20 protein-coding genes are annotated in these 21,833 nt (G+C 43.1%); 10 read left to right on the forward strand and 10 right to left on the reverse strand.

All coding sequences use genetic code 11. The features are described from left to right. Nucleotides 1–2: 2 nt before the first annotated feature. The 7 genes from ccsA (at nucleotide 3) to QEP08_RS01695 (ending at nucleotide 5,520) form a co-directional block, all read left to right on the forward strand. Nucleotides 3–2,474 (forward strand): cytochrome c biogenesis protein CcsA, encoded by a 2,472-nt coding sequence (ccsA, locus tag QEP08_RS01665; protein WP_285055019.1) that lies wholly within the window; start codon nucleotides 3–5, stop codon nucleotides 2,472–2,474. Further along, nucleotides 2,474–3,232, forward strand: coding sequence for a Rossmann-like and DUF2520 domain-containing protein (locus tag QEP08_RS01670; protein WP_285055021.1), 759 nt, complete (start codon nucleotides 2,474–2,476; stop codon nucleotides 3,230–3,232). The genes ccsA and QEP08_RS01670 overlap by 1 nt, the downstream gene beginning before the upstream one ends. 42 nt (nucleotides 3,233–3,274) lie before the next feature. After that, nucleotides 3,275–3,607, forward strand: coding sequence for a 2Fe-2S iron-sulfur cluster-binding protein (locus tag QEP08_RS01675; protein ID WP_285055022.1), 333 nt, complete (start codon nucleotides 3,275–3,277; stop codon nucleotides 3,605–3,607). An 18-nt stretch (nucleotides 3,608–3,625) separates the two neighbouring features. Beyond that, a complete protein-coding gene (gene iscX, locus QEP08_RS01680) occupies nucleotides 3,626–3,868 on the forward strand; it encodes a Fe-S cluster assembly protein IscX (RefSeq protein ID WP_285055023.1) in 243 nt (80 codons plus the stop codon). Further along, entirely contained in the window at nucleotides 3,868–4,395 is a 528-nt protein-coding gene (locus QEP08_RS01685; RefSeq protein ID WP_285055025.1) for a KdsC family phosphatase, read from the forward strand. Before iscX ends, QEP08_RS01685 begins: the two co-directional genes overlap by 1 nt. Nucleotides 4,396–4,488: 93 nt before the next feature. After that, nucleotides 4,489–4,881, forward strand: a complete 393-nt coding sequence (locus QEP08_RS01690) for a DUF4890 domain-containing protein (RefSeq protein WP_285055028.1) — start codon at nucleotides 4,489–4,491, stop codon at nucleotides 4,879–4,881. A 69-nt stretch (nucleotides 4,882–4,950) separates the two neighbouring features. Beyond that, on the forward strand, nucleotides 4,951–5,520 hold the full coding sequence (locus QEP08_RS01695; protein ID WP_285055031.1) for a Maf family nucleotide pyrophosphatase: 570 nt from the start codon (nucleotides 4,951–4,953) through the stop codon (nucleotides 5,518–5,520). On the opposite strand, the gene QEP08_RS01700 is transcribed toward QEP08_RS01695, so the two are convergent. The 9 genes from QEP08_RS01700 to QEP08_RS01740 form a co-directional block, all read right to left on the reverse strand. Further along, a complete protein-coding gene (locus QEP08_RS01700) occupies nucleotides 5,506–6,420 on the reverse strand; it encodes a Ppx/GppA phosphatase family protein (protein WP_285055034.1) in 915 nt (304 codons plus the stop codon). The two genes, QEP08_RS01695 and QEP08_RS01700, sit on opposite strands and share 15 nt — an antisense overlap. A 41-nt stretch (nucleotides 6,421–6,461) precedes the next feature. Continuing rightward, nucleotides 6,462–7,187, reverse strand: a complete 726-nt coding sequence (locus QEP08_RS01705; RefSeq protein WP_285055037.1) for a DUF72 domain-containing protein — start codon at nucleotides 7,185–7,187, stop codon at nucleotides 6,462–6,464. Further along, nucleotides 7,180–8,262 carry an AI-2E family transporter gene (locus tag QEP08_RS01710; RefSeq protein ID WP_285055039.1) on the reverse strand — a complete coding sequence of 361 codons (1,083 nt, stop codon included), beginning with the start codon at nucleotides 8,260–8,262 and terminating at the stop codon, nucleotides 7,180–7,182. The genes QEP08_RS01705 and QEP08_RS01710 overlap by 8 nt, the downstream gene beginning before the upstream one ends. A gap of 100 nt (nucleotides 8,263–8,362) precedes the next feature. After that, nucleotides 8,363–9,523 (reverse strand): molecular chaperone DnaJ, encoded by a 1,161-nt coding sequence (gene dnaJ / locus QEP08_RS01715; protein WP_285055041.1) that lies wholly within the window; start codon nucleotides 9,521–9,523, stop codon nucleotides 8,363–8,365. Between the two features lie 6 nt (nucleotides 9,524–9,529). Continuing rightward, a complete protein-coding gene (locus tag QEP08_RS01720) occupies nucleotides 9,530–10,123 on the reverse strand; it encodes a nucleotide exchange factor GrpE (protein WP_285055043.1) in 594 nt (197 codons plus the stop codon). A gap of 128 nt (nucleotides 10,124–10,251) precedes the next feature. Beyond that, nucleotides 10,252–10,935: a cell division ATP-binding protein FtsE gene (locus tag QEP08_RS01725; protein WP_285055046.1), complete on the reverse strand. Its 684-nt coding sequence runs from the start codon at nucleotides 10,933–10,935 to the stop codon at nucleotides 10,252–10,254. Between the two features lie 2 nt (nucleotides 10,936–10,937). After that, complete coding sequence (locus QEP08_RS01730; RefSeq protein WP_285055048.1) at nucleotides 10,938–11,141, reverse strand: fructose-6-phosphate aldolase; 204 nt, start codon at nucleotides 11,139–11,141, stop codon at nucleotides 10,938–10,940. A gap of 47 nt (nucleotides 11,142–11,188) precedes the next feature. Then, the gene (locus QEP08_RS01735; RefSeq protein ID WP_285055050.1) at nucleotides 11,189–13,114 is read right to left on the reverse strand and encodes a T9SS type B sorting domain-containing protein; all 1,926 of its coding nucleotides are present in this window, start codon (nucleotides 13,112–13,114) and stop codon (nucleotides 11,189–11,191) included. 82 nt (nucleotides 13,115–13,196) lie between these two features. After that, nucleotides 13,197–14,210, reverse strand: coding sequence for an acyl-CoA reductase (locus tag QEP08_RS01740; protein ID WP_349019018.1), 1,014 nt, complete (start codon nucleotides 14,208–14,210; stop codon nucleotides 13,197–13,199). A gap of 83 nt (nucleotides 14,211–14,293) precedes the next feature. On the opposite strand from QEP08_RS01740, the gene QEP08_RS01745 reads away from it, so the two are divergent. Next, entirely contained in the window at nucleotides 14,294–14,644 is a 351-nt protein-coding gene (locus QEP08_RS01745; protein ID WP_285055053.1) for a 4Fe-4S dicluster domain-containing protein, read from the forward strand. Nucleotides 14,645–14,716: 72 nt separating this feature from the next. Here the strand turns inward: QEP08_RS01745 and QEP08_RS01750 are convergent, their stop codons facing one another. Further along, nucleotides 14,717–15,172, reverse strand: a complete 456-nt coding sequence (locus QEP08_RS01750) for a universal stress protein (protein ID WP_285055056.1) — start codon at nucleotides 15,170–15,172, stop codon at nucleotides 14,717–14,719. A gap of 79 nt (nucleotides 15,173–15,251) precedes the next feature. On the opposite strand from QEP08_RS01750, the gene QEP08_RS01755 reads away from it, so the two are divergent. Both QEP08_RS01755 and QEP08_RS01760 read left to right on the forward strand, forming a co-directional pair. Beyond that, on the forward strand, nucleotides 15,252–16,031 hold the full coding sequence (locus QEP08_RS01755; RefSeq protein ID WP_285055058.1) for a C40 family peptidase: 780 nt from the start codon (nucleotides 15,252–15,254) through the stop codon (nucleotides 16,029–16,031). A 50-nt stretch (nucleotides 16,032–16,081) separates the two neighbouring features. Continuing rightward, nucleotides 16,082–21,832, forward strand: a complete 5,751-nt coding sequence (locus QEP08_RS01760; RefSeq protein WP_285055061.1) for an alpha-2-macroglobulin family protein — start codon at nucleotides 16,082–16,084, stop codon at nucleotides 21,830–21,832. Nucleotide 21,833 lies beyond the last annotated feature (1 nt).

Below are 21,833 nucleotides of genomic sequence, written 5' to 3' on the forward strand. Positions count from 1 at the left end.
TAATGGATATACAATTTATTGGAGAAAACCTCCTTCCGGGTAAAATCGGGCAGTTCTTTATTGTTTTGGCATTTGGGGCTTCCCTGTTATCGACGATTTCTTATTTCTTCGCAGCAAAAAATAAGGATCTTTCAGATCAGTCCTGGACCCGCCTTGGCCGTGTTGCTTTTTTTATAAACTGGCTGAGTATCATCGGGATTGGATCCACTTTATTTTTCCTGATATTAAACCATTATAACGAATATTATTACGTTTACTCACATTCTTCCAAAGAACTTCCTGTTTATTATATTGTTTCTGCTTTCTGGGAAGGACAGGAGGGAAGCTTCTGGCTTTGGGCATTCTGGCAATCTGTGCTGGGAATGGTTTTGATGTGGAAGGCAAGGAGCTGGGAAAACGGAGTAATGACTGTGGTGGCATTCTCTCAGGTATTTCTGACCTCAATGTTATTGGGTGTCGAGATTTTTGGGGAAAGGATTGGAAGTTCGCCGTTTATATTGTTGAGAGAAGCCGTAAATTTAAAAGAAATGGCTCCGGTGGTATTTGCTGATCCTGAGAATTTTAAGAATTACCTGAAATTTATTACAGATGGCAGGGGCTTAAATCCTTTACTGCAAAATTATTGGATGGTCATCCATCCGCCGACTTTATTCCTGGGTTTTGCAAGTATGGTGGTGCCTTTTGCTTATGCTGTTACCGGGGTATGGTTAAAAAAATATAAGGAATGGATCAAACCTGCAATGCCCTGGGCCTTGTTTGCCGTGATGATATTGGGTACAGGCATTATAATGGGTTCTTTCTGGGCGTATGAAGCCTTGAACTTTGGTGGCTTCTGGGCATGGGACCCGGTGGAGAACGCATCAATTATACCGTGGCTGACCCTCATCGCGGGGATACATGTCATGATCGCTTTTAAAAATACCGGGCATGCTTATTTTACAGCGATAGTGCTGGTTTTTTTAAGTTTTATTTTAGTACTGTATGCTTCTTTCCTGACCAGAAGCGGGATACTGGGCGAAACGTCGGTTCACTCTTTTACAGATCTGGGAATGTTTGGTCACCTGATCTTATATAATGTTGTTTTCCTGCTCATTCCTGTGATTTTACTGATTTCCCGCTGGAAAGAACTGCCGATCACCAATAAGGATGAGGAGACTTACTCCAGGGAATTTTGGATGTTTATTGGTTCTTTGGTGGTCACCATTGCCTGTATACAGGTTATTTTTGTGACCTCGGTGCCTGTATTTAATGCGGCTTTCGGCACCAACTTTGCACCTCCTATAGACGCTGTTAAATATTATAATCAATGGCAGGCGCCATTTGCTATTTTGGTGACCATTATATCAGGTTTTTCACAGTTCATGAAATACAAGCGGACAGATCCGCGTAAGTTCTATAGCGGTCTTATCGCCACAGTGGTGTTTTCTATAGTGATCACGGCTGGATTTGTTTACATTACCAATGTTTACCAGAACCTTATGTTCATCCTGCTTACCTTTAGCTGCGTATTTGCGATCATGTCTAACGCAAAGGTCCTTGGACTGGCATTTGGAGGTAAAAAGAAGTTGGTGGGGGCTGCAGTAGCTCACATTGGTTTTGCGTTACTGCTACTGGGCGCTTTGGTCGCCGCGGCGACCAATAAACCGATCTCATTAAATGCTTCGAATTTTATTCCTGTGAAGGACTTCGAAAAAGCCGAAAAGCCAGGTGAGAACATTGTGCTTTATAAAAATGAGCCTAAGAAGATGGGCCGGTATACTGTGACTTATATCAGTGATACAACGGTTGCTCCGAATACATTTTATAAACTGAACTTTAAAGTCTATAATGAAAAGGATGGTTCAATCGAGGAGGACTTTGATCTTAATCCTCACATCCAGTCCAACGAAAAGATGGGCCTGATCGCATCGCCGGATACTAAACATTATCTTACTTATGATATTTATACCCATGTTACGAGCGCCCCATTAAAAGAGGAGCAGGATCACGAGGCTCATGAAGGACATAGTGAGGAAGAAAATTATAAAGCACCAAGGATAGTTAATGTAAGCGTGGGGGATACATTACATACCAGCAGCGGAATATTAACTGTAAAAGCAATAAATCCTAAACCTGAAGCAAAAAACCTGGTTCTCGCCAAAGGAGATCTGGCTGTGGGCTTGCCGCTGGAAGTTGAGGTAAGCGGTAAAGTTTATAAAACTGAACCGATCTTCCTGGTAAAAGGCAATAATGTCTTTGACTTTGCCCGTAATATAGATGAACTGGGACTGAGGGTCCGCTTTACAAAAGTACTTCCCGACCAGGGTAAAGTAGAATTGCAGGTTTATGAAAAACCTCAGCAAGCTAAGGACTGGGTTGTTTTTAAATCCATAGAATTTCCTTATATCAATTTATACTGGTTAGGGACCATTATCATGGTGATCGGCTTTTTGTTGTCTATTTTCAGAAGACAAAAAGAAATTGGAACGGTTTGATGAAGGTAACTTTTGTCGGTTCGGGAAATGTGGCAACACATATGGCGCTTGCATTAAAGGCGGCAGGAGCCCTTATTGATCAGATTTGGAGCAGGAATATTGGGCACGCTGCTGCTTTGGCCGATCTGGTAGGAGCCAGACCTGTCTCTGGGCTGTCTGAAATTGACACTAACGCTGATTTAGTCGTAATAGCAGTAAAAGATGACGCTATCGCAGAAGTCTGTAACGCTTTGAAAGGTATCGGGGCTTTAGTCGTCCATACTTCAGGCGCAACTGATCTTCATGTCCTTTCCTCTTTTGCAAATTATGGAGTGCTGTATCCTTTGCAGACCTTTTCTAAAAGCAGGCCTATAGATTTTAATAAGGTTCCTTTATTTATAGAGGCGAATAACCCGCCGGTGCTGGATGAGTTAAAAATTATTGCCTCCAGGCTGAGTCCATTGATATATCAGGCGACTAGTGACCAGAGGAAGATCCTGCATTTGTCTGCAGTTTTCGCCTGTAATTTTGTCAATCATCTTTATGAATTGGGCAATCGGGTCCTTCAGGATAATGGTCTTGACTTTGAAATGTTAAGGCCGTTGATATTGGAGACCGCTGAAAAGGTCCAGCATGATCTGCCGCTGAATGTCCAAACCGGACCTGCGGTGCGTAATGATCAGCAGACTATATTAAAACATCTGAAATTGCTCGATGGTGAACCCGGTTTGCAGGAAATCTATCAAGCATTAAGCAAAAGTATTAAAAAAACAAGTTGATAGTTAGATTGCGGTTTTTGGTTGTTATTTTTGAACACGATTATGAGTATTTTTAAATTAAAGATAAATTTTGAAGAGGCTGGAAAGGAACCAATAGAATTGCCAATCGCTGGCGGTGAATCGGTTTTGGATGCCTGTTTGGATAACGGAATAGAATTACAACACAACTGTGGTGGTGTATGTGGCTGCAGCACCTGTCATGTTTATGTATTAAAAGGCATGGACAACATTCAGGAGATCTCTGATAAGGAGGAAGATTTCATTGACAGGGCGGTGCGCCCAAGGATCACTTCCAGATTGGGTTGCCAGTGTGTGGTAATCAATGGAGATATAGAGGTTAAAATACCGGATCAGTCCGAGTTTTTAGGTCATTAATGAATAAATAACGATAATATGCAGGATAAATTCGCTTTGCCAATATACTGGAATGATCACGAAGACATTGCCCAGGAGCTTTACGAGAAATTTGGTGATGAGTTTAATGAATCTAAAATATACAGGATACGGTTTACTGAACTGATCGAGTGGGTGCTTGAACTCCCCAATTTTAAAGGTACCCGTGAGGAGAGTAATGAAGGCCATCTGGAGCAGATCCAGTCTGCCTGGGTATATGAGTGGCGTGACAATCAGAACTAATGTTCCTGGAGAAGCTTAAAGAGATCACTACGTTTATTTTCGATGTAGATGGCGTACTGACAAATGGCGATATCATCGCTTCAGACAGTGGTGAGTTTCTGCGTACTTTTAACATTAAAGACGGTTATGCATTGCAGCTTGCGGTAAAGAGAGGATATTTGGTTTGTGTGATATCCGGAGGCAGGGGACAGGCCATGCAGAAACGCTTTGAAGGACTGGGGATCCAGGAGATCTTTCTCGGTGTTTCTGATAAAGTAGAAATACTGGATAGTCTGCTGCTAAAATACCAGGTCACGGCAGACCACATCTTATATATGGGAGATGATATACCTGACCTTAAAATAATGCAGGTAGTGGGTTTGCCAACTTGTCCCGCCGATGCAGTGCCGGAGATTAAAGCGCTTTCCCAGTACATTTCTCCGTATGACGGGGGAAGTATGGCCGTTAGGGATATCATTGAAAAGGTACTCAGGGTGCAGCACAAATGGTTTGATGAGCATCCTTCTGCAGCTGATTCAGGTAAATGATTCAATCGCTGCAATTGCAACAAGTATGTTACTGTGGGCTATTAAACTTCTGCTGGCATTAGTCCTCTAATTTCTACAAAACGATAAAACAACATGAAGAAATTATTGATGATCTGTGGATTGTTATTCAGTGTAATAACTTTCGCAAATGCACAGGACGGCCAGGGCCGCCGTGGTGGTACTCCTGAAGAAAGGGCCAAAAGACAAACTGAAACTTTGGCTGAAAAGCTAAAACTAAGCGATGATCAAAAAGCAAAGGTTTCAGCAATCTATTTGGAGCAGGGTGCAAAAATGAGGAAAATGCGTGATTCGCTTGGTGATGACAGAACTGCGTGGAGAGGGGCGATGGTGAAAGGCAATGAGCAAGCTGAAGCAAAGATCAATGCAGTATTGAATGATGATCAGAAAAAAGCATTTGCTACCTGGGTTGCAGAACGTAAGGAAGCCATGAAAAAAAGAATGGAAGCTAACGGAAATGGCCAGTAGTTTCAAATGATAATGAAATAATAAAAGCGACTTAGAGTCGCTTTTATTATTTTAGCACAAATTTTTAGAATGTATAAGCAAAACCTCCCTATTATCCTTGCCTCAAAATCCCCTCGCAGACAGGAACTGATGAAATCAATGGATCTTGATTTTAAAGTAATGCTTAAAGATGTGGATGAAAGCTACCCTGATGACCTGCCGCCATCGGAAATAGCTGTTTATATAGCCGGGAAAAAAGCCGCAGCTTTTTTGGCCGACAGCGAAGATACCATTGTCATCACGGCTGATACCATAGTGGCTTATGACAACGAAATATTGGGTAAACCTGCAGATGAACAAGATGCGATTGCAATGCTCAAAAAATTATCCGGTTCAAAGCACGAGGTATACACGGGAGTGAGCCTGAGTTACCGAGGAAATACAGTATCTTTTTATGACCTTACCGAAGTTTATTTCAGAACTTTATCGGAAGAACAGATCCATTATTATGTGGGAAATTACAATCCTTTAGATAAAGCTGGTGCGTATGGCATACAGGATTGGATTGGCATGGTAGCCGTTGAAAAGATCGAAGGGTCTTATACCAATGTCATGGGCTTACCTACTGAAAAGCTTTATCAGGCATTACTGGCCATTTGATTGACAGACCGAGTAAAGGACCCCCATTTTCAGATCGTAGGTAGAGAGATGTAAGGAGATAAGATCAAGCTCTTTAATTACATAATTAGTGAGTATAGCTGCGATTACGATCATATCGACTCTCAAAGGTATCAGCCCTTTGATGTTCCTTCTTTCTTCATGGGTTGATCTGATCAATTGCCCGGCCAGTTGTTGATAAGCTTCGGCATCAAGTTCTGCAGAAATGGTGTTTTGCAAGTCTGTGTCTTCATTTAACAATAGCGCAAAGGTTTCAAATGCACCTGCGGAGCCCACCAGGGTCTGCGGCTTGTATTTGCTGCAGGCTGCTTTTAAATCAGCTAATTCTTTGTCAAGATGAGTTATGATCGCAGCCTGGTTTTCTTCACTGATCGGATCTGTGTTGAAATAGGCCTGCATCAGGCGCGCCGCCCCGATATTATAGCTTTTTTTCCAGATCAGCCCTTCCTCATCGCAAATGATAAATTCCGTACTTCCGCCACCTATATCCATAATTAGTGAAGCCGCATTGATCGTTCCGGTCGCCTTCACCCCCTCAAAGATATATGCTGCTTCCTGATCGCCGCTGATCACTTCTATTTCAAGGCCTGCCAGTTTTGCCGCATCGACAAAATCCTGACCATTATCAGCACTTCTCACAGCAGAGGTGGCTATGGCACGGATCACCCTCACTTGGTGCCGGTCAATCTGAAGTTTAAAATCTTTTAAAACCTGTATACCCCTTTCAAAAGCTTCAGGAATGATGATATTCTCATTGATGCGTCCCTGACCTAGCCTGACGGGGACATTTGTCTTATAAAGAACCTGAACATCAGAACCCAGGCATTCTGCAATGATCAGGTGAAAGGTATTGGTTCCAAGGTCTATAACGGCAGCTTTCATTCAGGATTGGTTTGCTGACCGTAAAGCTATTAATTTATGGGTTATTTGTCTGCTGTTATTTCAATCAGCTGCCTGGAGTTTTTTAATGCAGAGCCACCCCAGGTATTGTTGAAATATACGTAAATCTGCTTATGTGAATCTTTAATGGCATCTGCAAAATCCTTAAGCTGGGCCTTAGAATATTCAGATTTATACAATTCGGGTTTGCCATGAAAACGGTAGTATACGGGGTCAATATCCTGAATGACATCATCCGGGAGAGCAGAGGGATAGCTTATCCCGCTGAAAGTGATGTTATGGTTTTTAAATTCCTGTAAAACAACAGGGTTCCACCAGCTGATCTGCCTGCCTTCAAATACATTGTTAAAGCTTTTCTTCATGCTGTTCAATACCAGCTCCATTCTTTCTTCGGAATATAAAAAACCAGGGGGTACCTGAAATAGCACACAACCCAGTTTTTCTTTGAGTCCGTCATTTATGACTTCATAAAAACTATTCAGCTCCTCCTTTGCGTCAATGAACCTCTTATAGTGTGTAATGGTCCGGGGAGCTTTTATGCTAAATAAAAAATCATCCGGACTGTCATTATACCAGGTTTGAAAGCTCTTTGGAGCAGGTTGTCTGTAAAAAGATGAATTGATCTCTATGGTATTGAAATGCTGGCAATAATATTTAAACCATTGTTTTTGCGGCAATCCCGGCGGATAGAAAATATCTTTCCATTCCTTATAATAGAAGCCCGAACAGCCAATTCTCCAGTCAGTCATGATGGGTTAAAAATTCTTTTAATTTGTCGATCACTCCTGTTTTTTTACCGCGCTGATGTTCAGTGCCGATTAGAAAGCCATAAGGCTGAAGATCCGGGACTTGATCACATACAATTTTTATAATTCCTAACAAGGGAATAGCCAATATCATTCCCGCAACGCCCCAAAGTGTTTCACCCAGTACAATTACCATGATGGTGAACAATGGATTAATATTGACTTGTTCGCCGACAATCAGTGGTTCAAGGATATAAGTTTGAATAAATTGAACCAATCCGTAAACAATGATCACCCCGATGATCATTTTACTGTCCCCGCCCTGAGCAATTACTGCCAGAAGGGTTATAGAAGTGCCTGTCAGATTGCCGATAAAAGGGATGATTTCCAGTATGCCGCAGAGAACCGCAAAAAAGATCGCGCTTTCCACGCCGACCAGTGTAAATCCTATTCCATACATAATCCACAATACGCCAATCATTGCGCCCAGGCCACTTAAATAATGCTGGGCAACCTTGCCGGCTTTGTGAACAACGTTGTCTGCCTTTGTCTTTTCATCGCCGGGTACAATTTTCAATATGAACTTTTTGATGTGACTCCTGTAACATAGAAAAAGGAACATGTATACGATGACAAGAACAGTATTGACCAGAACGCCAAAGAGGCTGTTTGCAAAGCCGGCCATCATACCTTCAGAGCCCTGACTTTGAGATTTGACAATCTCTTTCTGGGTAGTTTTGTTAATACCTGTTTGTTCCTGCAGCCATTGCTGAAAGTCAGATAATGTTGTGGTAAGTCTTTGTTTCATAGCACCCATGTTTTCAGCGAGGCCCTGCAGTTGCCAGGACAGCAGAAAAACAATAAGCCCCAGGGCGCTTAGAAAAATAAGGGTACAAATCAGGGAAGAAACAGGCCTGCTTAGATTTTTGATTTCAAACCAGTTGGAAAGTCTGATGAACAGCATAGAAAATACTGCCGCAAGTGTAACCGGAATCAAAAAGCTTGCTGCAAAATACAAACCTGCAAAAGAGATGAAGAAAAACAAAAGGATATAGATACTGCGCTGAAGTTTTTCCATAAAGCATTCTTTACGGTACAACAACAATATAGAAAGAAAGTTTTTGGCATAAAAAAGGCAGTCTAACCAGACTGGCCCTAATTATTTTATTTTTAATTAATTATTCAAAATACTCTTTCATTTTCTCAAAGAAACTTTTGTCATTTTTACCGGGCTGCGGTTTGAAGTTAGGAGATTCCCTTAATTTTTCCAGCATCGACCTTTCTTCAGAACTTAATGCTTTAGGAGTCCATATGTTCACGTGGATGATCTGATCGCCGCGATGGTAAGAATTGATCTCAGGTATGCCCTTACCTTTTAAACGAAGCAGTTTCCCGCTTTGTGTTCCAGGTTCTATTTTGATCTTCGCCTTACCATCAATGGTAGGTACCTCCGCACTATAACCAAGTGCCGCGTCTATTATAGAAACATGCAGGTCATAAACGACATTATTTCCTTCACGTTTCAGTGTTTCGTGAGGCATTTCTTCAATCAGAATGATCAGATCCCCCGGAATACCACCATTAGGGGCAGCATTACCTTTGCCGCTCATGCTCAATTGCATACCGTCACTCACACCTGCAGGGATGTTAATGGTAATGGTTTCCTCACCTCTTACAGTGCCTTCACCATGACAAGAGTTACATTTCGCAGTGATCTGCTGGCCGCTTCCGTTACAGGTAGGGCAGGTAGAGGTAGTTTGCATCTGGCCCAGTATCGTATTGGTCACCCTGCGTACCGCACCGCTTCCGCCGCAGGTTTTACAGGTACTTACCGATGAACGGTCCTTGGCGCCTGTACCATCACAGGTTTTACAGGTGATCTGCTTATTGACTTTTATTTTCTTTTCAGTGCCATTGGCAATTTCTTCGAGAGAGAGTTTTACTTTAATGCGCAGGTTTGTACCCTTAGCTACCCGGCGGCCACCGCGGGATTGCTGACCACCTCCTCCAAAGAAGCTCTCAAACGGACTGCCGCCACCACCAAAGATATCACCAAACTGGCTGAAGATATCTTCCATGTTCATGCCGCCGCCACCGTATCCACCAGAAGCACCACCAACCCCAGCATGACCATAATGATCATATCGTTGTTTCTTTTCAGCGTTGCTCAATACCTCGTAAGCTTCCGCTGCTTCCTTGAAGTTGTCCTCAGCTGCTTTATCTCCCGGGTTCTTATCAGGATGGTATTTTATAGCAAGTTTGCGATAAGCCTTTTTAATCTCATCGGCAGATGCGTTTTTGGCTACACCAAGCACATCGTAATAATCTCTTTTACTCATATAATATTAACTACCCACTACAACTTTAGCAAAGCGGATCACTTTATCATTTAATGTATAGCCTTTTTCCAGCTCATCGATCACTTTTCCTTTCATCTCCTCATTAGGAGCAGGGATTTTAGTGATGGCCTCATGATTGTCAGTATCAAAAGGTGTATTGATACTCTCCATTTCCTTTAATCCCTTTTGGGCCAGCAGGTTTTTCAGCTTGCTGTGCACCAGTGAAATTCCTTCCCGTATAGGATTGATGTCAGTAGCACTTTCTATGGCTTTATTTGCACGGTCAAAATCGTCTAAGACCGGTAGCAGCGAAACGATCACATCTTTTCCGGCAGTCTGCAACAGTTCTGCACGTTCTTTTTGCGTGCGGCGTTTGAAATTGTCAAATTCGGCGAACAAACGTAAGTATTTGTCATTCAGGGCAGCATTTTCCTGCTGTAACTTCTCTTCCAGAGAAAGCTCCGGGACAGTTTCTTCTGTCACTTCGTTTTCTTTGCTCTCTACGCTTTCCACGTTCTCTGTGCGCTCTTCTGCTTTCACTTCGTTATTATTCTCCACAGTAGGGTCTTCCTTGGTATTGTTTTTCTTCTTGCTAAACATGGTATAGTAGAATTTTTGGATGAAGGTTCAAAAGTTTTGCCAATAGTATTTTTCAGTCATGCTGTCAGTTTTAAATAAAATATACTGACCAGAATGACTGAAAAAGAATGTTTTGTCAGATTTTCGGGTTAGACGATCTGTGCATCTTCATGCACTATGCCACCTTCACATTTTATAATTCTGGAAGGCATGGTACGGATAATGTGATAATCGTGAGTGGCCATAAGTACAGCAGTCCCGCTTTGGCTGATCTGTTTTAACAACAGCACGATTTCTTCTGAAGTATCAGGGTCAAGATTCCCTGTAGGCTCATCTGCCAGAATGATCTCAGGATTGTTCAGCAATGCACGTGAAATAACCACACGCTGCTGTTCCCCGCCGGAAAGTTCATGTGGCATTTTCCTGATCTTGGATCTTAATCCTACTTTTTCAAGAACGTCTTTAATGCGCTCCTGGATTAAGTTTTTATCGGTCCAGCCAGTGGATTTCAATACAAATTCAAGGTTCTTTTCAACGGTCCTGTCAGTAAGCAACTGAAAATCCTGAAAGACGATTCCCAGCTTTCTGCGCAAATAAGGCACATCCTTTATGGCCAGGTTTTTTAAATCAAAACCCGCTACCAGGCCATCACCGTTACCAATATGAAGATCGCCGTATATGATCTTAAGCAGACTGCTTTTTCCAGATCCGGTCTGGCCGATTAAAAAAACAAACTCACCCTTGTCAATATTCAGGTTCACATCTGATAAGACCAAATGCTTCTGCTGAAATACATCGACTTTTCTTAAATTTATAACTGCGTTTCCACTCATTTTTAAATATCAATTTTAGCGATCTGCCCAAAGGGAAGATCATTTACAAAACTCATAATGTAAGGCAACTTATCACCAAGGCCAAGCTTGTCCAGCGACTTATCAGGCCTGTCGACCCTAAAGTACGCCAATAAAGTAAATTTGTCATCCCTCAATTGAACGTAGTCTGGTATTTTGGCTATGCCCTTTACTTTAATAACATACATCAGGTCAAAAATAGTATTTCAAAATGAGAATAAGGCACGCAGTTTATTTATCTGATGAGGGTGACAGAGCCGCTTAAGGGCGGCAGGTCATTGCTCAATTTAATCTGATAGTAATAAACGCCAGCCGGGAGATCTGCATTTTTGTGCTTACCATCCCATGGGACAGCATAGCCGGTGCTTTCAAAAACGAGTATACCATAGCGGTTCATTACCTGGACCTTCGGTGTGTCAAAGGCATCAATAGCTGTAATTTTCCAGACATCATTTGAACCATCACCATTAGGACTAAATACGTTTGGAACAACCACCTTATCATATACAGTCACATAAACCTCGTCGATGCCCGGCATGCAGCCCACTTCGGATACGGTATTTAACGTGTAAACCATGCTAAAAGGTGGATTGGCGACGGGATTAAGTTTATTAGGATCATCAAGATAATCTGCAGGTGTCCAAAAATATCTGACCTGTTCACCCGATGACTTTCCATTTAGGATAATTGGTCTTCCTTTTACCATTTTTTTATCCGGACCGGCATCTGACAGCGCGTCCTCAAGTACCACAACCTCCACCTGAGTGCTTACCTCACAGGCTCCGTCAGCTATAAAAACAGTATAAGTAGTCGTTTCATTAGGATTAGCAATGGGATTAGGGATATCGGTTGCAGACAGGCCTGTGGCCGGAATCCAACGAAAACTAATGCCCCCGGTTGCTTCAAGCTGTGCGGACCCGCCTCTGCAGATCGGGGGTACTGATTTGACCGATACAGATGGTTTTGGAACAATAGTTATAACTTTAGAATCGGATACGGTACATCCTGCAGCGCTGGTAACGGTTACTTTATACGTTCCTGTCATACGATCGTCCGCAGGCTCAATTACCGGTTGTCTTTCCGTTGAAGTAAATCCATTAGGTCCCTGCCAAAGATACGAACCCGATTGATCCACACTTAGTAAAATAGCATCTCCGATACAGACCTTGTCCGCTGCAGAAATATGTGGATCAGGAAAAGGATTGACTTTAATTGTAAAAGTTCTGGAGCTGGACCGGCAGTTGACTGAGGTAATATTTCCCAGTTCAGATATCAGGGCACGGTATTCATATGTTCCCGTCTGTGCATTTCTAAATAGTACCTGTATATCTGCAGTAGTCCTGTTTAAGTTAGTCCAGTTGCCGTTTTCATCCCTTTGCTGCCATAAGTATTGAGGATTTACGTAGGCACCTGGCTGAACTTCAACACTTAATGTAAAGTTTTTTGTATCACCGACGCAGAGATTTTCCTCTTCCTTGTTCACCCCGTTGATTGAATTCATGATAATTGGTCCGCATGGCCTGAAAGTAATGTCGTCGATCACAAAATCATTTCCACCGCCGCCTAAACCTACATTCCCTATTTTCAATATCACCTGTGTATCGTTAGCACCTGTGGTAAAAGTAGCTCCATATTGGATCCAGTTGTCAGCGCTTCCTTCCGGTATTTCTCCTGTTTCAGATTCACCCAGGGGTGCGCCAGTTATTGTTTCAATCGAAAATCTTACGTTAGGCCTGATGCCTTGATTGACTAGCAGATTGTTGATCCATGCCGCAAACTCATATTTCGTATTCGGACAAAGATTGGGGATCTCGGCCCGGTAAAACAGCCCGGTCCTGTTATCAGATGCATTGATGAGCATCATGTATCCATTGGCATCATTGTATGTGTGATCAGGTATCTGATGCCAACCGTCGGGATGCAGACCCCGGGTGTGGTTGACTACTGTATAAGTACCTTCGGCAATAGGATCACCCCGAACATACTGATAGGTGTTTCCGCGTAGGGGAGCACCGAACTGTTCAACACCCGAGCCAAAAGTGAGATTTACCACAGGATCGCCAAGCGACCCTGTACATACCTGCGCAGTTACCGAACCGGCAATGAAAACCAATGCCAATATTGAAAGGAGCGTGTGAAGATTTAGCTTATGGGTGGTCACCTATTAAATTTTACCGTTCAATATACCTGTAAAATGTGACATCCTATAAAAATTATGTACAATCAGCGATGCCAGGCCGCCCTTAAAGTCCTTTCAGAAAGGCAATTGTATCTACATTGTCTGCGTAATCCCAAAGCTTGGGGTTCTGGCTCTGTCCAAAGCCCAGGACCGGGACTTCCGCTTTCAAATCTGCTGCACTCACCACACACTGGATATTTTCAGCCTGTGCCGCAAGAATTTCTTCCACCTCATCAAGGCCGCTGTACCTTTCAAAATACAGAACCGCTAACGGCGATGACAAGCTTTTGTCTTCCCTGAGCAATAAAAAACCATTGTCAAAATGCTCAGCCATGTTGACCAGGTAAATTGACTTATTGTAATCGTAATTGTTGTTGTATTTGAAATGATTGGCGATGTCTTTAAAGTGCTCAACAGGCTCAAAAAACTGCTTAATGTCATATCCTTCCGGGATATAAAGCTTGGAAACGTTTCTACAGCCCAGACCGAAATAGTCAAATACATCGTGTCCGAGCAGGGCAATTTCGTCTGCGGTTTCATTTCCTGTCAATACTGCTACGCTGTTTCTGTTCTTACGGATGATGTTCGGACCCTTCCCAAAGTAATAGTCGAAATATCTTGATGTATTGTTGCTGCCCGTGGCAATGATGGCATCAAAATCTTTAAGGCGTTCCGTATAGATGATTCGTTTTTCGAGTAAAGGCTCAATTTTTATAAGTTCAGCCAGCAAAGCCGGAAGCAGCTTGTCATCAGACGAAGAAAGCTTGACCAGTGCAACGTTCCCTGTAGCCAGTACACACAGCACATCATGAAAACCCACCATTGGAATATTTCCGGCCAGTATAAGCCCGACTTTTTTTGGTGTGGCAGTTATGGCAATCTCCTTAAACCAATCCTCCAGATCGTTAGCATTCAGCATGTTTTGTAATGCACGAAGTGCTTTTTTAACCTCCCCGACTGTAAACCAACTATTACTGTTTTGTGCTGAAGAAACCAGATTTTTGAAGTTCTCATCCGGATTAGCGATAAAGTCACTAAGTTTTTTAAATGCAATAATTAGTTTTTCAGCAGTAAGCATTGGCATAAATTTCAACAAAATTAAAGTTTAAGTGTTATATTTGCGTTGCAAAGGTAACTTTACCTATAGACTTAGACGAAGACATGGCTATTAAAATAACAGACGAATGTATTAACTGCGGAGCATGTGAGCCTGAATGCCCTAATAATGCAATTTATGATGCAGGCACAGCCTGGAGATTTTCTGATGGTACCAATTTAAACGGAATCATTGATTTTGGTGATCAGCAGATCGATGCTGAATCTGCCCAGGAAGCAAAATCTGATGAAGTATATTACATTGTATCAGATAAGTGTACTGAATGTAAAGGTTTTCATGATGAACCACAATGTGCTGCAGTATGCCCTGTGGATTGCTGCGTAGATGATGAAGATGTTCGTGAAACTGAAGAGGAGCTGCTGGCAAAAAAAGCATGGCTGCACCAGGAAAATTAAGATTTGAGATTAATTAAACAAAATACAGGGTGCTTATAAAAATAGGCACCCTTTTTATTTGGTAAATAATGATCAGTCTTTTTCTTCGTATTTATTAGGTACGATCAGTACCGGGCAGGCAGACTTTCGGGCTACATGTTCTGCCACGCTCCCCATTAAAAAGTGATAGAGTCCTGTTCGGCCATACGTGCCGATCACGATCAGGTCAGAACCATATTCGTCAGATTGCTGGATGATCCCATGCGCGGCGCTGTCTATCACACTCAGATAAGTAGTGGTAATCCCATTGCCATATTTCTTTTCTATTTCCTTCAATAACATGTGACTGTTTTCCTCACTATTGTCATAGGCTTCTAAAAATACAGGAGCAAGGGTAAGATCCGGATTCACATTGGCAGGTACCGGTTCTATGATATTCACGAGGGCTACTTCCGCATCAAATGTTTTTGCTACTTCATAACCCACCCTGGCCGCCTTTTCAGAACAGGTGCTGTTGTCTACGGCAATCAAAATTTTCTTGAGGTTCATCGTCTTTAGATTAAGGTTTACACCATTAATATAACAATTTAACCATAGAAAAGTTTAATTTTATATCTTCAATTACGATATGGAACAACATTATGCAGTATGCAGGGTAGCAGTTGCGCCTTTGCGTACCGAACCTTCAGACAAAGCCGAGATCAGTTCACAATTGTTATTTGGCGATCATGTAGAGATTCTCCAAAAGACCGAACGCTGGTGGCAGGTGCGTAATGCCTATGATGATTACGAGGGCTGGATGGATTTTAAACAGCTTACGGAATTGTCTCAGGAGCAATTCCTTGCCAGCCACGGCTGCAAATACCTTGTGCCCGCATCGCCTGTCAATGTGGTTACCGATTCAAAGGGGGACAAATATTACCTTTCACCGGCCAGCACACTGCCATTTTACGAAAACCGACATTGTTATCTGGGCGGGGCAAAATACAAAGTGCTTTTTGAGCCACATCATGTGACAACGCCAAGCCCTGAAAATATCATTAAAAACGCCTTGTTCTTTCTGAATGTATCCTACCTCTGGGGCGGACGCAATTTTTTTGGACTGGACTGTTCCGGATTCGTCCAGATCGTATTTAAACTCAATGGCATCAACCTGAACCGGGATGCCTGGCAACAAGCTGAACAGGGAGTCATAGTGGATTTTTTGCAGGAAGTACAACCTGGCGACGTTGCCTTCTTTGACAACGCCGAAGGAAGGATCACCCATGTAGGCATCATGCTCAGTCCTGCAGAAATTATCCATTCATCAGGAAGAGTACATATAGACCCGATAGACAACCAGGGCATTTACAATACAGAGCTTGGCCGGTATACCCATAAATTGAGGATCATAAAAAGATATAGTTAAAAAGTTTTATGTAAATTGGTAATTATTGCATCATGCAGTAAACCAAATAGATGAAACGACTCTTACTCTCTCTGTACTTGTTCATTGCCGGCAGCGTTGTCCTGTATGCCCAAAGAAAACTTACTACAAGTCCTATTTCAAGTCATTATACCTACATTTATAAACTCAATGATAAAGAAGCTGCGGATTTTGCCCTCGGCTCTGTTCATAAGCTCCAGGATAAAGTACTTCATACACTGGTAGATTCTTTTAGTGTTGATCAGCCTGCTTACTTTAAGCAACTGCCATACGGAAACTACCTCTACCTATCAGTCTCGCGCAACCGATTAAAATACAAGATAAGGAATGTAAGAAATGTACAGGTTAAATTCATCAGTGACGGTGACCGGTTTCAGTTTATATTAACTGATTTACAGGGAAGACTTATCGAAAACGCCGACGTCACACAAGGTGCACATTATACCATTAAATTTGACCCCCAGTCAAAATCTTATCATGGAAAGCCGGATTCAAAAGACAAGCTGATCAGCATCAGGTATGGAGATGTTTCCAGTTTTTATAAATATGCATTTGACCGCCCTCAACAGCCCAAAAAAAAGAAAAAACCGTCAGCACCTGCAGAATCCGAACCATATACAGGACAGCTGCATTTCAATAAACCAAGATACCGTCCGCTCGACACTGTCAGGTTCAAAGTTTACCTGGTTACAAAAAATGGAAAGTCCATACACAACAAAACATTGAAACTGGAGCTGAAGAATTCAGGGCGGGACATCCCTATCGCCAGTTTAAATCCTTACCGGGAAGGGGGATATGAAGGCAGTTTTGTTTTAGCTGACAGCATGAAACTCAAATTGAATGAAAGTTACGTGCTCCATTTTAAAGAAAACGTTAAAGGCAAACTGAAAACTGTTTTTTCGGGGTTTTTCTACTATGGAGATTACGAGCTGAAGTCAGCTTCCTTTTTTGTAAGGACCAATAAAACGGTACACCACCCTGGCAGTCCGGTTATTTTTTATATGAAAGCGACCGATGAAAACGGGCTTGCCACTCCTGACGGAAGAGTAGAGGTCGATATAAAAACAAGTGGCGTCAGAAAATTTTATAACCCGAAGGAATTTGTCAGGACAGAATTATGGAAGACCAGCCTCAGACTCGATCCAGTCGGAGAGACCGTTCTAAGGCTACCGGATAGTATATTTCCTAAGGTCAATATGAACTTTACTGTTAACTTCAGTTTCCGGAACAGCAACAATGAATCCAGGCAGGCGTCCCAAAACCTCAGTTATGAATACGAGAACAAAAAGATCACCACTTTGCTCGAAAAGGACAGTTTGAAGTTCACTTTTGAGGTCAATGATTCACCGGCAGCGCATGAGGGCATACTATACACCATTGGTGAAGATGGAAGATATACTGATTCCATCGTTACAGGCCTTCCACAGAAAATAAAACTCGATCCCCGCGTCATTGATTATGCTTTCAGGACTGCAGAAGGAATCTCCTATCCTACGGATTACAAATGGCTCCAGCCCCAGTTTCAGGCATCTGCTGAAAGGCGTCAGGACTCGCTGCTCATACACGCCGGGAGCGCGCAGCAAATCCCTTTCTGGTATACCATTTTTTCCGGGGGAAAAGTGCTCAAGCGGGGTTATAGCACCCAACTTGACACTGTTCTGCAAAAAAAAGCCGGAGAAGATGAGAAAATTCATCTCTCCTACCTGTGGCAGGGAAGGGTCCAAAGCCAGCAAAACCATGTCTATACTTCGCCAGAGTCACTTCAGATAGCGTTTGAAGCACCCGAAGCAGTCTATCCAGGACAGATCGCGCAAATGAAAGTGCTGGTCACGGACAAGGCAAAGCGTCCGGTTGCGGGCACAGATCTTACGGCATACGCTTACACCGCAAAATTCGGAGACATTCCTTATTATCGGGATCTTTTTGAAAAGCCATTTATCTACAAGGCCGGAAAACCATTGCCCTATTCTCCCGAACCATTTGATCAGACACAAAGCCTCAAACTGGACTGGCTCAGATGGCACCAGAAATTCGGTTTGGATACAGTACCTTATTTCCAATTTATTTATCCAGACGAGCTTTATGCCGGAAGGGAAAAAATAGAAAGCAATCAAACCATTGTGGTTCCCTTTCTGATAAGGGAGCATGCGATAGACCCGGCAATCCTGGTTTATATAGACGGAATTCCGGTATACTATAGCGGGGCGAAGCAACTCAAAAGATACGCCTTCAATATCAGTCCCGGCACGCACAAAGTAGAAGTCTACAGCCGGGAGTATAAAGCGTCTGTTACCCGGAATTTTGAACAAGGCTTCAAAACCATTCTCGGAATTGCTGCTGATCCGGCCAATTCAAAAGCCTCGGTTTCGCTTCTGGAAGATAAAGAATTCGAACAGCGGCTCCGCGGACTGAACGGATATATGATTTATGTCAACGAAAATTTTGAAGGCAATAAGGCAGTTATTTATAGCGGAAGCGAAGAATTTCTCATTAATCCACCGCCAAATACCATCCCCCGGAAGTTACTCTACATCGGTCCGTTCAAAGAGAAATCGCTTAGGTTTAAATCCGGTGACCTCGATATTCCTTTTACCCGGGACAGCAATAAAGTCTTCACCTTTCTGCATTCAGGGATCACTTTGAGAGCGCTGGATACCGCCGATAAATACCACCCTGTTGTGAACCTCGGAATTGAAGGGGTCTCCTACAGTCAGAATCCCGTGCTTAAACATGAAATAGATAGCATTTGGACAGATTACCTTGATTTCAAAAGCAGGAACACGCATTTTCTGGCAGAAAATCCCAAACCTAAAACTGTGCATACAGGCAGCCTCAGGATGGTAACCGACACTTCACTGACCAACCGGCTTCCCTATATAAAGAATATCGTTCTTTACAAGAAAGATGACCCTGCGTTCATGCATGTTAACGGAGGTTATATAAATGACCTGGTGCTGGATGAAGCCTGGTACCGAATTTTCGTCCTGCTCAAGAACAACAGTTACTTCACAGAAGACATCCGCATAAGGGCGGGTGGCATCAACTATATTTTGCTGAAAAACAAACAGGTCCATCCCGCAGATGAGATGAGCAAAGCATTGGACCATAAGATCAAATTTTCCGGAATGACCAGTCCGGGAATCCGCAACTACAATTATAAACTGCCAGGAAAGGTAGTCTCTCCTTTGACAGGCAAGGCACCTCGGGGAAAGATGGTCATCAGCGGAACAATTATCGATGAGTATACAGGTGAACCGCTGCCTGGTGCCGGTCTTTTTTTCGGCAGGCCGCTTAAAGGCCTGGGCCAGACCAATGGAAACGGCTATTTTAGTTTCATAGTACCGAAAAAAACTGTGCTGACGGTTACCTACGTGGGTTATGAAACTAAAACAATCACTATAGGCAGGAAAAGCGATTGGCTGATCACTTTGAAGGAGCGGACTGACCTTGAAGACGTAGTCATCAGAGGATACTCAGGCAGTGGACGAAGGAACTTCGAAGATGTTCCGGTAGCAAATGTGGAACAGCTGCTGCAGGGTAAAGTTGCGGGTTTAAATATACAAAACAATAGCGGAGGCCCGGGGTTGAGAGGGTCCGTTAATATCCGGGGGTTAAGCACCATAACCAGTACCGGTTCAGGTTCAGAAGAAGGTAAAAACGCCCTGCTGATCGTAGACGGCAAACCATTTAACGGAACAATGGAACAAATCAGCAATTCGGCGATTGTTTCCATAGAAATGCTGGACCCGGTTAGGGGCGCTGCCATTTATGGCAAGCTCGGTGCAAACGGAGTGACTGTTATCACCACCAACGGTTCACAATATTTTGGGGCTGAAGGCGGGCAGGAGCCAAGCGGACGGCAGAGCCTGCGCAGTAATTTTTCAGATTACGCTTTCTGGCAGCCAAAATTGCTTACAGGCCAGGACGGAAAAGCAAGGTTTAAAGTCAAGTTTCCCGACGACATGACCAATTGGAGCACTACGGTCTATGCCATGAACGGGCATAAGCAATATGGCTATCTTAACACTTCTATCCGTTCATTCAAAAGTTTGAGCGCGAATATAACCTCACCGTCTTTTGCGCTCTCTGGCGATAGCCTGAAGGTCATCGGCAAGCTCATGAACTACAGTGACAAAGAAGAAACCGTGACCAGGAAGTTTGAGTACAATGGCTCAGAAATCCGGAACAACAACCTGACTTTTAAAAATGCACATATTGATACGATAGCAGTCCTTGCCACAGGATCAGCAAAAGCCAAAGATAGCCTGCAGTTTCTTTATACATTACACCAAGACAAAGGGTATTTTGATGGCGAGAAACGCGGAATTCCGCTTTTGCCACTTGGTATACAGGAAACCAAAGGATATTTCAGCGCCTTACACGGGGATACCACTACCTCCTATAACTTTGATGCCGCTCCAGGGCAGGTTACCCTGCATGCAGAAGCCTCTGTTTTCCCCGTTTTGCTGAGCGAAATGGATAAATTGCGCAATTACGAATACCTGTGCAATGAACAGCTGGCCTCCAAATTGAAAGGCCTCATCCTGGAGCAAAAGCTGCGGAAATACCTGAACGAAGATTTTAAAGAGGAAAAGAACATTAAAGAGCTGATCAAAAAACTGCAAAATAACAGAGGGCCGCACGGTGGCTGGGGCTGGTGGCAGAATACTGAAGACGAGATGTGGATCAGTGGTCATGTCGTAGAAGCGCTATTGCTGGCCAAAGAAGCAGGCTATGCGGTAGAGCTGGATACCCGCGTTTTGTACAACTACCTGAATGACCAGCTGACCGGCCGAAAAAATACTGATCAATTGTTTATGGTCAAACTGATGCGGACGCTGGAAAATAAGTATGATTTTAGAAGCTGGTTTGAAGCGGTAGAAAAACAAAAGGCTGACCAGAAAGACCAGACCCTCTTTAGCCGCCTCCAGCTGATGCAGCTGAAGCAACAAGCAGGAATGCCTGCAGACATCAACTGGTTGCTCAAACAGAAAAAGTCAACCATGTTTGGCAACAGCTACTGGGGTGAGCCAGGCATTGCCTTCTGGGACAACAGCATCCAGAATACCTTGCTGGCCTACCACATTCTGAAAGCAAAAGGAGGATACAACGATGAACTCAACCTGATCATACAATATTTCCTTGGACAGCGTAAAGACGGGCAGTGGCGTAACACCTATGAGTCCTCACTCATCCTGGAAACCATATTGCCGGAACTGATGGTAGAAGGGAAAAAACAGGAAGCACCATCAATTACACTCAACAAAACCGAGGTAGTTAATGCTTTTCCCTTTACCAAAACAATCCATCCGGGCAAAATAACCGTTGATAAGAAAGGAACAGCGCCAGTCTATTTTACTGCCTATCAGCAGTTCAACAATCCTAAACCTGAGAAGGTCAGTAAAGATTTTGAAGTTAAAACCAGTTTTGAGCAAAATGGCAAACCCATAACACAGCTTAAAGGCGGGGCATCGGTTTTCCTGAAAGCAGAAGTGGAAGTCCGTGCCGACGCAGACTATGTGATGATAGAAATCCCGATCCCGGCGGGTTGTTCTTATGAAAACAAGCCACAAAGTTACTGGGGAGTAGAAACACACCGGGAATATTTCAAACACAAAACTTCGATATTTTGCACGAAGCTGAAACAGGGAAAATACACCTTCAGCATTCAGCTGATGCCAAGGTATTCAGGAAATTATAACCTCAATCCCGCCAAAGCAGAAATGATGTACTTCCCAGTATTTTACGGCAGAGAGGGGATGAAGAAAGTCAATATTAATTAGA

Origin of the sequence: Pedobacter ginsengisoli, assembly GCF_030244015.1 — a bacterium.
Classification (GTDB): domain Bacteria; phylum Bacteroidota; class Bacteroidia; order Sphingobacteriales; family Sphingobacteriaceae; genus Pedobacter; species Pedobacter ginsengisoli.

What these genes read in the sequence shown, in the direction of transcription:
- ccsA (WP_285055019.1), top strand. Translation starts at nt 3, where the DNA reads ATGGATATACAATTTATTGGAGAAAACCTCCTTCCGGGTAAAATCGGG.
- QEP08_RS01670 (WP_285055021.1), top strand. Translation starts at nt 2,474, where the DNA reads ATGAAGGTAACTTTTGTCGGTTCGGGAAATGTGGCAACACATATGGCG.
- QEP08_RS01675 (WP_285055022.1), top strand. Translation starts at nt 3,275, where the DNA reads ATGAGTATTTTTAAATTAAAGATAAATTTTGAAGAGGCTGGAAAGGAA.
- iscX (WP_285055023.1), top strand. Translation starts at nt 3,626, where the DNA reads ATGCAGGATAAATTCGCTTTGCCAATATACTGGAATGATCACGAAGAC.
- QEP08_RS01685 (WP_285055025.1), top strand. Translation starts at nt 3,868, where the DNA reads ATGTTCCTGGAGAAGCTTAAAGAGATCACTACGTTTATTTTCGATGTA.
- QEP08_RS01690 (WP_285055028.1), top strand. Translation starts at nt 4,489, where the DNA reads ATGAAGAAATTATTGATGATCTGTGGATTGTTATTCAGTGTAATAACT.
- QEP08_RS01695 (WP_285055031.1), top strand. Translation starts at nt 4,951, where the DNA reads ATGTATAAGCAAAACCTCCCTATTATCCTTGCCTCAAAATCCCCTCGC.
- QEP08_RS01700 (WP_285055034.1), bottom strand. Translation starts at nt 6,420, where the DNA reads ATGAAAGCTGCCGTTATAGACCTTGGAACCAATACCTTTCACCTGATC.
- QEP08_RS01705 (WP_285055037.1), bottom strand. Translation starts at nt 7,187, where the DNA reads ATGACTGACTGGAGAATTGGCTGTTCGGGCTTCTATTATAAGGAATGG.
- QEP08_RS01710 (WP_285055039.1), bottom strand. Translation starts at nt 8,262, where the DNA reads ATGGAAAAACTTCAGCGCAGTATCTATATCCTTTTGTTTTTCTTCATC.
- dnaJ (WP_285055041.1), bottom strand. Translation starts at nt 9,523, where the DNA reads ATGAGTAAAAGAGATTATTACGATGTGCTTGGTGTAGCCAAAAACGCA.
- QEP08_RS01720 (WP_285055043.1), bottom strand. Translation starts at nt 10,123, where the DNA reads ATGTTTAGCAAGAAGAAAAACAATACCAAGGAAGACCCTACTGTGGAG.
- QEP08_RS01725 (WP_285055046.1), bottom strand. Translation starts at nt 10,935, where the DNA reads ATGAGTGGAAACGCAGTTATAAATTTAAGAAAAGTCGATGTATTTCAG.
- QEP08_RS01730 (WP_285055048.1), bottom strand. Translation starts at nt 11,141, where the DNA reads ATGTATGTTATTAAAGTAAAGGGCATAGCCAAAATACCAGACTACGTT.
- QEP08_RS01740 (WP_349019018.1), bottom strand. Translation starts at nt 14,210, where the DNA reads ATGCTTACTGCTGAAAAACTAATTATTGCATTTAAAAAACTTAGTGAC.
- QEP08_RS01745 (WP_285055053.1), top strand. Translation starts at nt 14,294, where the DNA reads ATGGCTATTAAAATAACAGACGAATGTATTAACTGCGGAGCATGTGAG.
- QEP08_RS01750 (WP_285055056.1), bottom strand. Translation starts at nt 15,172, where the DNA reads ATGAACCTCAAGAAAATTTTGATTGCCGTAGACAACAGCACCTGTTCT.
- QEP08_RS01755 (WP_285055058.1), top strand. Translation starts at nt 15,252, where the DNA reads ATGGAACAACATTATGCAGTATGCAGGGTAGCAGTTGCGCCTTTGCGT.
- QEP08_RS01760 (WP_285055061.1), top strand. Translation starts at nt 16,082, where the DNA reads ATGAAACGACTCTTACTCTCTCTGTACTTGTTCATTGCCGGCAGCGTT.